Origin of the sequence: Campylobacter gracilis, from assembly GCF_001190745.1 — a bacterium.
GTDB classification, from domain to species: Bacteria; Campylobacterota; Campylobacteria; order Campylobacterales; family Campylobacteraceae; genus Campylobacter_B; species Campylobacter_B gracilis.
On record NZ_CP012196.1, the window covers coordinates 583847 to 598469 of the forward strand.

At 44.1% G+C, this 14623-nt stretch carries 20 protein-coding genes; 18 read left to right on the forward strand and 2 right to left on the reverse strand.

Features of this window, described 5'->3' with window-relative positions; genetic code table 11:
- The first annotated feature begins 1 nt into the window (after position 1).
- The 13 genes from CGRAC_RS03140 to CGRAC_RS11770 all read left to right on the forward strand — a co-directional run bounded on the left by CGRAC_RS03140 (position 2) and on the right by CGRAC_RS11770 (position 9208).
- Positions 2-490 carry a hypothetical protein gene (locus tag CGRAC_RS03140; RefSeq protein WP_005872465.1) on the forward strand — a complete coding sequence of 163 codons (489 nt, stop codon included), beginning with the start codon at positions 2-4 and terminating at the stop codon, positions 488-490.
- Positions 491-751: 261 nt separating this feature from the next.
- A complete protein-coding gene (locus CGRAC_RS03150) occupies positions 752-1291 on the forward strand; it encodes a hypothetical protein (protein ID WP_005872463.1) in 540 nt (179 codons plus the stop codon).
- A gap of 120 nt (positions 1292-1411) precedes the next feature.
- On the forward strand, positions 1412-2575 hold the full coding sequence (locus CGRAC_RS03155; RefSeq protein ID WP_005872461.1) for a phage tail sheath family protein: 1164 nt from the start codon (positions 1412-1414) through the stop codon (positions 2573-2575).
- A 32-nt stretch (positions 2576-2607) separates the two neighbouring features.
- A complete protein-coding gene (locus CGRAC_RS03160; RefSeq protein WP_005872454.1) occupies positions 2608-3123 on the forward strand; it encodes a phage major tail tube protein in 516 nt (171 codons plus the stop codon).
- Positions 3124-3140: 17 nt separating this feature from the next.
- On the forward strand, positions 3141-3404 hold the full coding sequence (locus CGRAC_RS03165) for a phage tail assembly protein (protein WP_005872452.1): 264 nt from the start codon (positions 3141-3143) through the stop codon (positions 3402-3404).
- Between the two features lie 23 nt (positions 3405-3427).
- A complete protein-coding gene (locus CGRAC_RS12695) occupies positions 3428-3550 on the forward strand; it encodes a hypothetical protein (RefSeq protein ID WP_005872449.1) in 123 nt (40 codons plus the stop codon).
- 285 nt (positions 3551-3835) lie between these two features.
- Positions 3836-6163, forward strand: a complete 2328-nt coding sequence (locus CGRAC_RS03170) for a phage tail tape measure protein (RefSeq protein WP_005872445.1) — start codon at positions 3836-3838, stop codon at positions 6161-6163.
- 1 nt (position 6164) lies between these two features.
- Complete coding sequence (locus CGRAC_RS03175; RefSeq protein ID WP_040304114.1) at positions 6165-6539, forward strand: phage tail protein; 375 nt, start codon at positions 6165-6167, stop codon at positions 6537-6539.
- Positions 6529-6714 carry a tail protein X gene (locus CGRAC_RS03180; protein WP_005872440.1) on the forward strand — a complete coding sequence of 62 codons (186 nt, stop codon included), beginning with the start codon at positions 6529-6531 and terminating at the stop codon, positions 6712-6714. Before CGRAC_RS03175 ends, CGRAC_RS03180 begins: the two co-directional genes overlap by 11 nt.
- Positions 6708-7706, forward strand: coding sequence for a phage late control D family protein (locus tag CGRAC_RS03185; RefSeq protein ID WP_005872438.1), 999 nt, complete (start codon positions 6708-6710; stop codon positions 7704-7706). The genes CGRAC_RS03180 and CGRAC_RS03185 overlap by 7 nt, the downstream gene beginning before the upstream one ends.
- Before the next feature lie 11 nt (positions 7707-7717).
- Positions 7718-8134, forward strand: a complete 417-nt coding sequence (locus tag CGRAC_RS03190; RefSeq protein WP_005872436.1) for a DUF5675 family protein — start codon at positions 7718-7720, stop codon at positions 8132-8134.
- Positions 8135-8172: 38 nt separating this feature from the next.
- Positions 8173-8949: a DNA adenine methylase gene (locus CGRAC_RS03195; RefSeq protein ID WP_236842383.1), complete on the forward strand. Its 777-nt coding sequence runs from the start codon at positions 8173-8175 to the stop codon at positions 8947-8949.
- Positions 8950-9022: 73 nt separating this feature from the next.
- Positions 9023-9208, forward strand: a complete 186-nt coding sequence (locus CGRAC_RS11770) for a hypothetical protein (RefSeq protein ID WP_005872432.1) — start codon at positions 9023-9025, stop codon at positions 9206-9208.
- 29 nt (positions 9209-9237) lie between these two features.
- Here CGRAC_RS11770 and recO read toward each other — a convergent pair whose 3' ends face one another.
- Positions 9238-9852 (reverse strand): recombination protein RecO, encoded by a 615-nt coding sequence (gene recO / locus CGRAC_RS03200; protein WP_005872429.1) that lies wholly within the window; start codon positions 9850-9852, stop codon positions 9238-9240.
- A 93-nt stretch (positions 9853-9945) separates the two neighbouring features.
- Between recO and accD the strand changes: the two genes are divergently transcribed.
- From accD to CGRAC_RS03225, 5 genes are all read left to right on the forward strand, one after another.
- Entirely contained in the window at positions 9946-10845 is a 900-nt protein-coding gene (accD, locus tag CGRAC_RS03205; protein WP_005872426.1) for an acetyl-CoA carboxylase, carboxyltransferase subunit beta, read from the forward strand.
- Positions 10845-11297, forward strand: a complete 453-nt coding sequence (locus CGRAC_RS03210; RefSeq protein WP_005872424.1) for a 23S rRNA (pseudouridine(1915)-N(3))-methyltransferase RlmH — start codon at positions 10845-10847, stop codon at positions 11295-11297. Before accD ends, CGRAC_RS03210 begins: the two co-directional genes overlap by 1 nt.
- Before the next feature lie 9 nt (positions 11298-11306).
- On the forward strand, positions 11307-11663 hold the full coding sequence (dksA, locus tag CGRAC_RS03215) for an RNA polymerase-binding protein DksA (RefSeq protein WP_005872423.1): 357 nt from the start codon (positions 11307-11309) through the stop codon (positions 11661-11663).
- Positions 11664-11665: 2 nt separating this feature from the next.
- Positions 11666-12667, forward strand: coding sequence for a hypothetical protein (locus tag CGRAC_RS03220; protein ID WP_005872422.1), 1002 nt, complete (start codon positions 11666-11668; stop codon positions 12665-12667).
- A gap of 540 nt (positions 12668-13207) precedes the next feature.
- Complete coding sequence (locus CGRAC_RS03225; protein ID WP_005872420.1) at positions 13208-14134, forward strand: tRNA dihydrouridine synthase; 927 nt, start codon at positions 13208-13210, stop codon at positions 14132-14134.
- On the opposite strand, the gene CGRAC_RS11775 is transcribed toward CGRAC_RS03225, so the two are convergent.
- Positions 14111-14476: a hypothetical protein gene (locus CGRAC_RS11775; protein WP_005872419.1), complete on the reverse strand. Its 366-nt coding sequence runs from the start codon at positions 14474-14476 to the stop codon at positions 14111-14113. The genes CGRAC_RS03225 and CGRAC_RS11775 overlap by 24 nt on opposite strands.
- Between the last annotated feature and the right edge of the window lie 147 nt (positions 14477-14623).

Here is a 14623-nt window from a genome sequence, read left to right on the forward strand (position 1 = left end):
AATGAGATACTTCTTAAAAAACAATGACGTCTACGCATACGACGACGAGCAAATAGCTTTAGGCTATGCAGAGGGACTTAAAGAGCTTACAGAGGAGGAGCTACAAGAAAAATTAGCTCCATCAATCGACCAACTAAAAGAGGGCAAGACAGCAGCTCTTAACGAATGGTACAAGAATATGACTGAAAACTTCAAAGTCAATATCAAAGACTTCGGAGTAGTCGAGGGTGGGTACAAAGCACTCGTACAGATACAAGCTATTATAGACACATCAGACGACTTAGCAGTACGAGCATATCCTCTAGCTAACGGTAAAATGGCTAAGGTTAGCGGAGTAGAAGACATCAAGAAAATTAAGAAAGCTTTGCAGAGAGCAATTACAGGACTCAATGCCCTTAAAACAATCTACGAAGCTAAAATCAGTAAAGCAAAAAACAGCGCAGATATCGAAAAAATCGTATTTGCAGATACAGTACAGGAGACCTTATAATGAGCTACGTAATCATTACAGTACTATCGTTAGTAGTTGGCATCATTGCTTGCCCTTTCATCATCTTTTTACGTGCAAGAAAATGCGACCAGTGGGACAAAAGCAATATGATGAACATACTTCGCGTATTTGCTCATCTAGCTACTCATCCAGACGACTTCGCTAAGATGCAGTATGCAGACGGTAAAAAGCCTTTCTGGTACTTAAGCGGAGACGAATTCGCTGACGTAGTTAAGACACGACCAGAGGACAAGTAAAGCTATGTTTTGGCTGCTAAATAGACTACGCGGGAGCTACAACTACTTTGCTAAGGTAAATGCAATCTACCTAGCAGCCATAATCTATTTATCTACAAAAAACATATATGCATCAATACTCTGCGGACTAGGATACATTCTTGGTGAGAGCTTCGGCTGGGGCGTATGGGTCGGTGCGCTCATCACGCATAGCGGATTCAAAGATGAGCGCGAAAATAGGCTCATCGAGCGCGGCGCCGCTAGGCTTTTCGAGCCCAAAACTCATTGGCTGGCGTATTGCAGGCTTTGCCTCTTTCTGCGCGGGCTACTTTGGTGGCTGCCGGTATTCGTGCCGCTAGTCTTTGCGGGTCTTTACGGCGCGCCGCTTCTAGCCGTGCTACTCGCAGCAGGCTTCCCGCTTGCTTGTGAGCTGGGATACCGCACGCATTTCAAATTTAGGCTCAAGAAATTTGAGGTAAACACGGCATGGGCTAGGCAGGAGCTCTTTTACGGTGCAATGCAGGACTTGGCGTTTACCGCCATATATTTGATATCAAAATTTTAAACCGATGAAAGGTGCGGGCGATAGCCCGCTGTAACTTTAGGTGGGTGCAGGGAGTGCCTGCACTCCCGCTCGCAGGGCGGGCTTGGCTCGCCCGAGAAATCAAACAAAGGAGTAAGAAAGATGGCTGCAAAATTTGGAGTAAACATAACCGTTTCGGCAGAGGCGGCAAGGCCGATAAGCGTAGAAAGTACTACGCCCATCGGGATCGCAGGATATGAAGAGGTGCTGGGAAACGGCCTACATTTTTACATGACGACAGACAAGGCGATCACCGCACTCGAGGAAATTTACGAGGCAAAAAAGAAGGCAAGCGAGCAATTTAAAAAAGGCTCGATCTATCGCGCACTGAAAGCCATCAGCGATCAAAGCGTGCAAACGCAGATCATCCTATCGGTTTTTAGCCGTACCGATAATAATGACGATAGCGATGATATCACGGCTTGCAAGGCTGCGATAGAAGCTTTCAAAAATGCGAAGTCCGCCACCGGCTATCGTCCAAATTTGCTAATCGCCCCCGAATATAGCGGTGAGGACGCAATCAAAGCAGCACTCGAAGCTATGGCCACAAGGCTCAAAGCCACCGGTATCGTCGATCTCAAGGCAAGCGCCGCAAATGAGGCTATCGCAAAGATGAAAGATTTTGGCACGGCACGGCTGATTGCGGCATACCCCTATGTCAAAATTTGGGATGATGAAACAAACGGCTACGTTATGAGCCCGCAAAGCGCTCGTATTGCCGGAATGATCGCCTATGTGGACGGTCTTAGCGAATTCGGGTACTCCGATAGCTATTCCAACAGGGTGATGGGTGGTATCAGCGGCACGGCAATAGACGTAGACTTCGAGCCGGGGGAAACCTGCACGGCAGATGAGCTTAGGGCGGCTCATATCAGCACGGTCATTCGCGAACAAGGCTTCAGGGCTTGGGGTGGAGAGACTAGCGATGTCGATAGCATTTGGCAGGATCTTGCCAGGGTGCGCATTTTTGATCGTATCTCGCAGGCTTGTCAAAGGGGGGTATTTTTCGCGATAGATCGCAAAGCCGATCAACTCTATCACGCAAAAAGAAGCGTAGATGAGCTACTGCGGGCTCTCGTAGGAGCTAGAGTACTGCTCGGGTATGAGCTTAGCTGGAGCGCAAAGAACACCCTTGCAAATATCACGGCAGGTAAATTTTATCTTGACGTCAGAATGCAGAACAATCCGATAGTTAAGCAATTGACATTAGATTTTATCTATGTCGATTCTTATGGCAAAGCATTAATGGATTCGCTTAATGCATAACAAAACCAATAAGAAAAATTAAGGAGATAAAAATGCTTAGAAGACAAGTACCTCAGGCAATCCAGGAAGGAAACGTTTTTATTAACGGACAAGGTTATTTAGGGGTCACTAAAAAACTTAAAATCCCTATGATCGAGTTTGAAACGATAGAGGCGAAAGGTGCGATAAGCGCAAATTATTCGGCAGGTATAATCAAACCGATGGAGGTTGAGTTTACGATCTCCGTACTCGATAAGAATATGCTTGCCGCGATTGGCCTTAATAGCTTTACAAGCCGCATCCCGTTTCTTTTTAAGGCGTCTATCCACCAAAGTGGAAAGGATGGCCCCGTGCCTTTTAGCGCCGCTTTTACGGGCGATATCACGAGTTATGAAGTCAAGGAGTTTGAAAGCGGTAATGAAATGGAGATAACAATCAAACTAGCAGCAAATTTCGTTGACATTAATGTCGATAGTGTGCCGATGGTGCTAATTGATGTCGAAAATATGATATGTCGCATTAGCGGGATAGATTACATGGCAAGCGTCAGGTCGAATTTGGGCGAATAATTTTAAAGGAGAAAAAAATGGCAAAAGCAAAATCAAATGTCGTTGAAGAAAACGGCAACCAGTATACCGTAATAGCACTTAGTGATGGTAGGGAGATAAAAATCCGTCACCCAAAAGGTAAAGATCTACGCTTCGCGATGAACGGTAGCGGCGGAAACGATGCCGACATCGTTTTTAAACTCTCATCAACACTTACGTGCCTTAGTTTGGATGAGCTTGACGAGCTACAAGCAAAAGACTGTTCGCTAATCATCAAAGAGGTGGCCGCTTTTTTAGCATAGCCCACACCTTTGAAGGTGTGGCTTTGGTTGCGCATGTACTTCATTTTTCATTCAGCGAAATAATGGATCTGAATGTTAATGAGTACCACAGATTTTTGAAAATTTCGCAAGAAATTTTAAAGGCTAGTGCGGGTAGCTTTAATTAGTTTTTAAAGCGTCGTAAATAGAGGCGATTGTGACAGAAATAAAAATTACGGCAAAAGGATTTACATCTGCTGTGGCATATAAGATACCGCCTATTACGGCAGAGACGCCCAAAGCAGCGGCTATTATGTCGGTCTGATATGATGCTTTCGTTTTCATATTATGATTTTAGCATTTACAAGTAAAAAATTCAAGACCGACTGAAAATCCTAAAATCAGGTGGACGAGAGCAGTATAATTTCCACCCGCAGGCTTGACTTTGCTAAAACAAGGAGTAAAAAAAGAAAATGGATAGCACGCAAATCGGAATTTCAATATCGCTGATTACCAAAGGTTTTTCCGTACTTAGCGGCGATGTGAAAAGGCTAAACGCCCTTTCAGAAAGCCTAAAAAAAGCGGGGCGGGACGTAACGGAGCTAAATCAAAAAATATCCAAAATCAAGTCCTTTAAAGAGAAGATCGGTATCAACCAGGATAAAATTCTAGGTGAATTTTCACATTTTCAAAGCAGGCTAGCGGCCGTCGGCTCTTTCGGGCTGCCGTTAAAACTTGCGATAGATTACGAGGATGCATTCGCAGATATCAAAAAGGTAGTGGATTTCAAGGATGAAGCCGAAAAAGAGGCGTTTTCAAATGAGCTTTTAAGGCTAACTCAGATAATACCGCTTACCGCGAAAGAGCTTACCCAAATTGCTGCTGCAGGCGGCCAAATGGGTATTTCAAAAGATGAGCTTTTGGATTTTACGCAGATGGTAGCAAAAGTTGCGACCGCTTTTGATATGTCTGCGGATAGCGCCGGAGAGAGCATTGGAAAGATCAAAAATATTTTAAATTTGGATCTTAGCGGTACAAAAGATCTGATGGATGTCATAAACGGGCTTTCAAATTCGAATCCAGCAAAGGCTGGCGAGCTTGTCGACGTGATGAAACGAATCGGTGCCCAAGGAAAACAAATCGGACTTACAAAAGAGCAAACCGTTGCTTTGGGCTCGGCATTTATTTCGCTCGGAAAAGTGCCCGAAACTGCATCTAACGCGGCCAATAAGCTGATGAAAACATTAGGAAATATCTCAACTTCGAGCGAGAAAGAGAAAAAGGCTCTTGCCGAGCTAGGGTTTGATGTGGATTTTATCCAAGCCGGGATGAAGACGGATTCTAAAAAAATGATGATGGATTTTTTGCGCGCAGTGAAAAACATCGAGGACAGTAAGCGCGGAGCTATACTTAATACGCTTTTTGGCGATAATTACGATACCGATATCGCCACGTTAGTCGGCGGTTTGGATACCCTCGAAAAAGCCATGAACGATGTTACGGATCCAGCAAAATTTAAAAATAGCTCGGATACGGAATTTCAAAATAAAGCAAACACCACTCTCGCAGCACTTAAACGTTTTAGGGGAGCATGGACGGCTATCGGTATTCAGATCGGAAATGCATTTTTACCTGTGCTAAACACCGTTACATCATTTTTTAGCGCAGTAGCTAAATTTATAAGTTATTTTTTAAAGGAATTCCCAAGACTTTCAAAAGTAATTTTTGGCATTGTAGGTGGGTTTTTAGCAATCGTTACGCTTGCGCCGATGTTTAGAATCTTGGGCTGGAGTATTGGAATTTTAATCAATCAAGCTCGTATTTTAGGTACGGCTTTTTCATTCTTAATTAAAGTCTTTAGATTAAAGTGGTTAGCCACTCTCAAGCTTAACCTGGCGTATATCGCCGTTACGGCACAAACTAAAGCCACCGCCGCCGCTACGTGGATAGCGAATACGGCAAGTAAGGCCTATGCATTTACTACGGGAATTTTAAGCAAAGCACTAGCTGCGTTAAAGGCGGGATTTGCTGCTGCGGGATTAGGGGCAAAAATACTTCGTATCGCGCTAATCAGTACCGGTATCGGCGCCATAGCGGTCGGTATCGGCATAGCCGCCGCATATATTATAGAGCACTGGGATGAGGTAAAAGCCTTCTTTATGGGCTTTTGGCAAAAAATTCAGCCGTATTGGGAAAGTATTGCAGCCTGGTTTGAAAAGGTCTGGAGCACGGTGGCTAACTTTTTTAGCTCCGTTTGGGATAGCGCAAAGGCTTTATTTAGCGGATCGTGGGACGGGATAGAGACGAGATTTAGCGCCGCGGTAGAGACAATTAAAGCCTTTTTTTCTCCACTTACAGATTTTTTCAGCGATATCGCTAAAAGTATTTCGGCTGCGTTTGATTGGGTAATAGATTTTTGGAAAAATACTTTTGGCAGCTTTTTTGATTGGATAGGCGAGAAAGTGAATTGGATGAAAGATATGGCACGTAGCGTCAAGGAATTTTTTGGCTTCGGCGAGGATATGGATACTCCGCAAAAAAGCGCGATTAATCTATTTGGGCAGAACGCAAGAGGCGAACTTGCGGACATAAATAAAACCTATGCCGGGCAAACTCGCTCCGCTGTTTTAAAAACGGCGGATGGTCGCGAAGTGAATGTAAATTTCAGCGGGAATTTCAACCTGCATTCAAATGACGGGAAATTTGATTTACAAAGCTTTAAATCTCAAGTTACTCGCGGCGTACAAGACGCTCTCAGGCGCGACGAACTTAACTCCCAAAATACGGACGTAAGGGGTTAGAATGGTCTTAAATATCGGTGGCTTTAAATTTGAATGGAAGCAGACACTTGGTATCGACATGCAGACTGATTTTAGTATTGAATCGATAGATAGAATCGAAAATCACCCGACTTTATTATCCGCTGCGCTGGAAAGTCAGACTATTAGCGTATCTGCACAGACATTGCCGTTTAGAAACGACGGGCAAAATGCGTTAAAGGCACTTTACATATTAGCGGCGACACGACAAAGTTATCCTTTGGTAGGCGGTAACGGTAGATATTTCGGTAGGTTCGCAATCATCAAAATCAGTGAAAAGAGGGCTATTTTTACGCCAAACGGAGCATTTTTAACACAAAATTTCACAATGGAGCTGAAAAGAGATTATGATATATAAAGCGAAAGATGGCGAACGGCTAGATCAAGTCGTTTATAAATATTACGGCCATTTGAAGTATTTTGAGCAGGTTTTGGAGCTAAACGCTAAACTAGATCCGATATTAAAGGCCGGGGATATCGTATTGTTGCCAGAAATTGAGAAAGCGACGAAAGAGCAGGCAAAGCTATGGTGAGAAAACCGAGTTTCAAGCTTGAAGCAAATGGCAAAAACATCACAGATGCCATCAAAAGAAACCTTTTAAACCTAAATTTCGACGATAAAGAGGGATTCAAAAGCGACGAGATAAGCTTTCAAGTATTTGGGATCTACGCCAAGCCTGCGTTCGGCGACAAATTAAAGCTTTGGCTTGGTTGGGCGAATGATCTTTCATCCGCAAATCAAGAAAGCGGGCTTTATTTTTGCGGCTCTTTCAGCGTACAAACGGTAAGTAGGGACTATAAAGCTAAAACAACCGAAGTGCGCGCAACCGCTGTAAATTTTGCCAGCCCCCAAAAGGATAAAAAGCGATGTAGCTGGGAAAATACTTCAGTTTTTGCGATCGCAGGCAAAATAGCCGAACAAAATAATCTAAACTTAAAAACTACTGGAGCCGATCAGCCTGTTATGTCTGAGCTACAAGACGGGATCAGCGATATAGAATTCCTCTACACGCTTTGTTTTAAACTGGGCTATAAAGCATTTATTAAAAATGATACTGTGATCGTAACTCCCAAAGAAGCAAAGGGTGATGAGACTCAAACAAGCGGGACGTCAAAAAATAATAACCTACCCGAATTCAGTATAAATCTAACCGATCTAAGCTCCCTTGAAATTACGGAAGCAAATCGAAATAGCTACACTGCGGTAATTTTAGAGTGGCAAGATATCTCAAGCGGAAAAACTAAAAGTATTAAAGTAGGCAAAGGCGAGCAGGTTTATAAAATGCAAATTCCTGAGCCAAAAAGCGATAATGAGGCTTTTAAGCACGGCGAGGCTAAATTAAACGAGCTTCAACGAGGCGGCATTAGTGGCAGGTGTGAGACTTTGGGCGCAAATATAGTAGCCGGGGGAAAGCTGAAATTTAAAGACGCTTTAGGGCTTGAAAAAAGCGAATTTACCATAAAGTCCGTATCGCATAAATTGAGTGTTGAAAATTACAGTGTAGAGATAGAATTTGAAGGGTAAAGGAATAAAAAATGGTCTTAGAAATCGTTAGATTTAAAGAGATTGATGATATGACGCTAGGGCGCTTCGTATTGCGCGATGGCGAAAGAGAGGTGCTAAAGGGTTATACCTGCGAGCCTGCGGGCCCTGATACCACGCAGAGCGGCATGGATAGACGCATACCGCAAGGGCAGTATCAAATAGCCTGGCACGAGAGCTCGAAATTTAGAGCTCGTCTGCCGCTGCTATATAACGAGCAGGTGCCTAAAAGCCGCTGCATTCTGATCCACGCCGGCAATACCGGAAGCAATACCGAGGGTTGCGTGCTACTGGGTTCATCTTTGGGCACGCACGGAGTGAAAGACTCCCGTGCGGCTTTGAGCGCACTACTCGCCACCGTCAAGGGGCAAGAATTCATCGTGAAAATAAAAAATGAGATAGAGAGGTAGAAATGAGCGTTTTAAAAGATATAAATAATACCCCAAAAATGGGGGGGGGGGGGGTAAATAAACCCCTCCACGCTCCCTTTGCCTGGATAGGCGGCAAGAGCAAGCTAGCGGCGCAGATCATACCCCTAATGGCTCCACATCAAAAATATATTGAGGTATTCGGCGGGGCCCTATCGGTTTTTTACCGAAAGGAGCCAAGTAAAATTGAAATTTTAAACGATATAAACGGCGACCTCATAAACCTACACCGAATAATCCAAACTAGACCGCAGAGCTTAAACTCGTGTATTAACGGGCTCTTAAGAAGCAGAGAGATCTTTTATGCTATCAAGCACAGAACCATTAAACCGCGCAATAAGATAGAAGCGGCGACGTTTTTCTACTTCCAAATTGCGGCAAGCTTCGGCGCAAAGGGCGATCACTTCGCTATGCCAAAAGGCCGCAGCGCTAAGAATATATATAGGGATTTTTGCGTTTATTCGCGCAGGCTTAAGCGCGCTACGATTGAGAATCTGAGTTACGAAAAGCTCATCAAAGAGTATGACGGCGAGGATAGCCTTTTTTACTTAGATCCTCCGTATGTCGGCACCGAAAATTATTACAAAACGGCAGATGGATTTAGCAGGCAAGATCACGAAAGCTTGGCTGAAATTTTACGAAGTATCAAGGGCAAATTTATGCTTAGTTACAACGATTGCGAGCTAGTGCGAGAGCTTTATAAGGGCTTTAATATGAAAGAGCTAAAGATTAGCTATAGCCTCAATAACGCAGCAGAGCGAAAGAACAGTAAGGAGCTTTTGATTATGAATTATTGAATTAATTATGCCCCCCTAAAATTTTCTCATTTTTCACTTAAGAGTAAAAAATGAGATTTTTTTTACGAAAAATGTGAGAAGTGTTATTTATAAGGAAAATGCAGAGGTCGAGATACTAAATATCTTGATGGCAAATAAAGAGGAATATCTGCAGCTAAGAGATTATTTTATGCAGACGATGCAAAAAGATATAAGCAACCTGCAACGCACGATGTCGATCTTTAATGAAAAGATAGAATTTAGAAAGTTTAAATTTTAAAATTCCGTACTAGTTTGCTTTTTTTGAGATTAAAATCCCTCTGCTACAATGTCGTAAAGATATCCTACTGTTTCGTCGTTTAAATTTAGCGTCTTTTTGCTTCGTAAAAATTCTAAAATTTCATCCTGCGCAAAGCCCGCTCTTTGCGCGCAATGCTCGTGCGCAGGCAAAAAGCCGCGGCATAGCGCGATATTTTCTAAAATTTCCTCATCGCATAAAAAACAATATGGCTCGTCGTGCAATCGCCCCTCAAATTTTAAAATTTCAGCGTAGCTTTCTACGATTATGCGGCGCGGATTTTGTTTGCCAAAGCGCGCAGCAGCCCGGCTTAGCAGCTCGTAATAGAATTTATCCAGATGCTCGGCATCTTTTAGATGCGCGTGTAAAAGTCGCATAAATTGCTGCCAAAACAAGAGCTTCTCGCGGTTTCCAAGCCACGCGTATCCCAGATGCATTACTCCGCTAAGACGAGGGAGGAAGTTTTGATTTTGCGAGAGCTCAAAGTCGATTTTATAGCCCTGGATGATGTTTGAATGGCGCGCGCCGTAAAAGCGGTACGCACGTACGAGCGCACTTTCGCTTAGCACGTCTACGATGCAGTCCTCATCCCTAACCTTGGTCGTTTTTAATATAAATCCTTGCATTTTCCTATTTTATCGAAATTCACATATAAATTTAAATAAAGAATTTTAGGTTATAATCAGAAGTTTCATTTCATAGAATTTAAAGGAAATCATATGAATTTTGGAGATCTATTTTCAAAAATACGCAGGACGCAACCTGCGCCGAGCGAAGCTCCTACGCACTGGATAAAGTGCCCGGGATGCGGTGCGCTGATGTATAGCAAAGAGGTCGAGCAAAATCATAGCGTTTGCCCCAAGTGTAACTATCACCTTCGTTTTGACGCGCAGGCTCGCATCGATCTGATCTGCGACGAGGGCTCGTTCGTGGAGTACGATCAAAATTTGCAGCCCGTCGATCCGCTAAAATTCGTCGATAAAAAATCCTACAAAAAGCGCATCTCCGAGAGCAAGGAAAAAACGGGCAGGTTTAGCGCGGTGATCGCGGGCGAGGGCGCTATAAGTCGCCAAAAAATTCAGCTCGTGGTGTTTGATTTTAACTTTATGGGCGGAAGCCTGGGTTCTGTAGAGGGCGAGAAGATCGTGCGTGCCGTAAAACGCAGTCTGGATAAAAACGAGCCGCTAATCATCGTAAGCGCAAGTGGAGGCGCAAGGATGCAAGAAAGCACCTTTTCGCTGATGCAAATGAGCAAAACCTCCGCCGCGCTTAAAATTTTATCCGAGCATAAAATTCCTTTCATCTCCGTTCTTACCGATCCTACGATGGGCGGCGTAAGCGCGTCCTTTGCGTGGCTTGGAGATATCATCATCGCAGAGCCCGGCGCTCTCATCGGCTTTGCCGGGCAGCGCGTCATCAAGCAAACTATAGGCGCAGATCTGCCGGAAGGCTTTCAGAGATCGGAATTTCTGCTCGAGCATGGATTAATTGATGCGATCGTGCCTAGAGCCGAGATGAGGCAGTATCTAAGCGATATAATCAACGTGCTTAGCAAAAACGCCGTGCAGATTGACGACACGAGCGATAAGTCGCTACACGAAGAGGGAAGCGAAGAGTAGTGCAGATAACGGTAAATTCCATCCAAAAGGGCGCGGACGAGTTCGCAGGCGCGATAAGCGATTATAAAAAAATGGCGGCTAAATTTGCCGCGGTGCGAGATGAGACGTTTTTTAATGCTAATATCGCTCGCGCCCAAGCAGCGTCCCGCGAGCTCGCTCTTAGGGCGTATGATGAAGCTTATCTACCACGCCTTAGCGGATACGTCGTAGCTCTGGATGAGCGCGGGCAGGCACTAGACAGCGTGGAATTTGCGAGTATGCTAAAGGATAAAAGCGCCGTGTCGTTTTTCATCGGCGGCGCTTATGGGCTTAGTGAAAATTTTAAGGCAAAAGCCGATAAAATAATCAGTCTTAGCAGGCTTACGTTAGCGCATAAAATCGCTAAACTTTTGCTTTTTGAGCAAATTTTTCGTGCACTGTGCATTAACGCAAACCATCCATATCACAAATAAAGGGAAGTAATGAAGAAAAACGAGTTGAAATTTTACAAGAAAATTCTAGAAGAAAAAAGAGAGCAACTCATCGCCAATATCAATAGCTCTGTAAATGAAATTTCGGAATTGCGCGAAAATAAAGCTGCGGATGATTTTGACGTAGCGAGTATGAATACGGATTTAAGCATCGAATACTCGCTCAATGTTAATCAACAAAAGGCGTTTTTAGAGATCGAAAGCGCGCTTAAACGCATCGAAAACGGCACTTATGGGCTTTGCGAGAGCTGCGGCGAGCAGATAAGCTTAGAGCGTCTTAAGGTAAATCCGGAGGCGAGATTGTGCATTTCGTGCAAGGAACAGGCGGAAAAGCAAAATAGGAGTTAGCTATGAAAACCAAGCAATTCTTTTTATATTCGATCGTCTATATCGCAATCGTCGCGATTTTAGTTTTTACGCAGCAAAGCAGTAGCTATACGCTGGGGCTTTTCGGTTTTACGCTTACGCTTCCTGTGGCAGTGTGGATCGTGCTGCCGTTAATTTTATATATGATTTTGGCGATTTTTCATATCGTTTTTCATAGCTTTGCGTTTTACCGTACAAAAAGGGCGATCGCAAAGGATCTAAGCGCATACGATGCGATGAGTAAAGAGGTTTTGCTGGGTCTTGATACCAATAAAGACTTTAAAACCGAGTATTTTAAAGACCCGAGTGAGCTTACTAAAATTTTATCTCCGTGGTACGATAGCACCGGCATAGACGTCAAAAATGAGGATCTAAAAGAGGTCATAGGCGTTATCGAGAAGGTTAAAAACGGCGAAGTGGCGGATCTGCGAAAATATAAACTCCCTAAAGATAACGGACTATTTTTGCAAAATGAGCTCAATCGCCTCGACGCCGAGCCTGCGTATGCGTATGAAATTTTAAAAACTAAGGGCGTTTATAGCGAAAATATCACTAAAAAAGCCTATGCCGTAGCGCTTGCCAAAGGAAGCTACGATAAGATCAAGGCCTATAAAATTCCTCAAGATATAGCCGAGGTAAATATTTTAGTGGATCGCGCGGTGAATGACGCGAGCTTTGAGATCAGTAGCGAGGAGCTTTTCGATCTCGTAAATAATGAAAAATTTAACGAGCAGGATTTTATCGGCTTTGCCAAAAAGCTAAAAAATCATCTCGCTCCAGAGCAATACAAAGCCTTTTTCGAGCGGCTCAAAAACGAGAATCAAGAAGCGACCGAGGCATATCTGTACGCGCTATATGAGCTTGGCATGATCGACGAGTTTAGAGAACAGCTAAGCCTTGCCGACGGCGACGAGTTTGAGAAGTTTAAAATTCTGCTATTTTTGCGTGACAACGGCAAAAACGTTCCTGCGTCGCTGTTATTTTAGCTCAGTAATTTTACGAGTTCGTTTTGTGCGAATAAAGGAAGTCACCTTTTAGGCTCTTTGCGGCTATCAAAAACAGCCTGCGCGATAAATTTTAAAATGCGGATAAAATTTTAACTCGCGCAAATTTGAAATTTCAAAATTTATCGAAAGATCAATGCGCGCAAGCGGTAAAATTTAAAAGATTTGCTTGCGTAGTGCGCGCTTAAACGGATTTTGCATTTACGCGATGAAATTTAAAATTTAAACATAAAGCACAAGACTTGCTAGCTGAATAAAGTGCTGAAATTTTAAAATCCGCGCGGCGTTTTGCAAGCTGCTTGCTTCGTATCGCCACGCAAATAAAATTTGGTGGTGATCATCCTTGCTGCCGTTTTGCCGCCATGCAAATTAGCTAAGCTTAAAAATAAAATTCGCGCCTAAATGCGAATACGTAGCCTATGAAATTTAAAATTTTAAAGCTCGTGGCAAAACCTGCTGCAAGCGCTGCGGCGTTAAATTTAAAGGTTTAAATTCAAACGAAATCAAAATGAGAAATTTAAAATGACGGAAGATTTTTTTAAAAAGGACCCTCTATTTTTAGCGCCTTTGGCGGGCTTTTCGGATCCGCCGCTACGGGGCGTAGTGAAAAAATTCGGCTGCGACGCGACCGTAAGCGAGATGATAAGCGCAAACGCCCTTGTTTTCGAGGGCGAAAAGACGCTAAAGATGCTCGAAAAAAACGCCGCCGAAACCCCTTTTTTCGTGCAGATCGCAGGCAGCGATGCGGAAATTATCAAAAAGGCGGTTTTGCTCATCAATAAATTTGACGGCATCGACGGCATCGATCTAAACTGCGGCTGCCCCGTCCCCAAGGTCGTAAAGCAGGGAGCTGGCTCGGCGTTGCTGCTTGATCTGCCTCGTCTATCACGCTTGGTTGAGACTATAAAAAAGTATTCGAACAAAAAATTTACGAGCGCGAAGGTGCGGCTGGGCTTTAGTGCCGTGGATATCGAAAATATCGCGCGCGCCGTACAAAGTGCAGGAGCCGATTTTATCGCGATTCACGGGCGCACCAGAGCGGGCGGATACAGCGCGGCGGTGGATTACGGCGCGATCGCAAGAGCCGGGCGCGTGCTGCAAATCCCAGTGATCGCAAACGGCGACATAAACTCCGCCAATGCGCCCGCAGTGCGAGATCTTAGCGGTGCAGATGCGCTGATGATCGGTCGCGCGGTAATCGGCAGGCCGTGGATATTTCGCGAGATCAAAACGGGCGAGCAGGCAAGCGACGCACTAAAAAAAGAGGTCGTGCTCTATCATTTCGCTCAAATGCTAAGCCATTACGGCGTGCGCGGCGTAGCGATATTTCGCAAGCATCTGCACGAATACTCCAAGGGGCGCGAAAACGCCGCAAGCTTTCGCGAGCAGATCAACCACGTCGCCGCCGAGAGCGAAACGACTCGGCTAATCGAGGAATTTTTTAGTTAAATTTAGAATTTTAGGAACTCTGATGATTATTTTAAAAATTATAGCCTGTGCATTTTCGATGAGTTTTTGCTTGATGAATATTTCGAGCTTGGGCGATTTTGTGGTATGGCGGATTTTTGACACGTCTAGCGTCTGGGATGACGATCCCATAGAATGGCTACAGCAGAAGTGCGTATATTTCATATTTTTGTGGATATCTTTTTGCGGGGTTTGCGCGGTGCTTGCCGTAAAGTTAAAGGATTTTGGTAAGCTCGCGGATTTTTTCGTAAATCTGTTTTTGCCGATCGTGGCGATTTGGATACTATCGCCATATTTAGGGATAATAATTGCGGCTGTTTGCATTTCGGATACAAACCTTGTTGACTTCTATTCCGCATTACTTAGCGCATTAATATCTATCGTTCTTTTTATGATTGTCGTAGCTGAGGTCCTAAAGCAGATTTATCCGCCCAAGTCCTAGCGCGCGAAATTTTAAAATTTAGTGCAGAG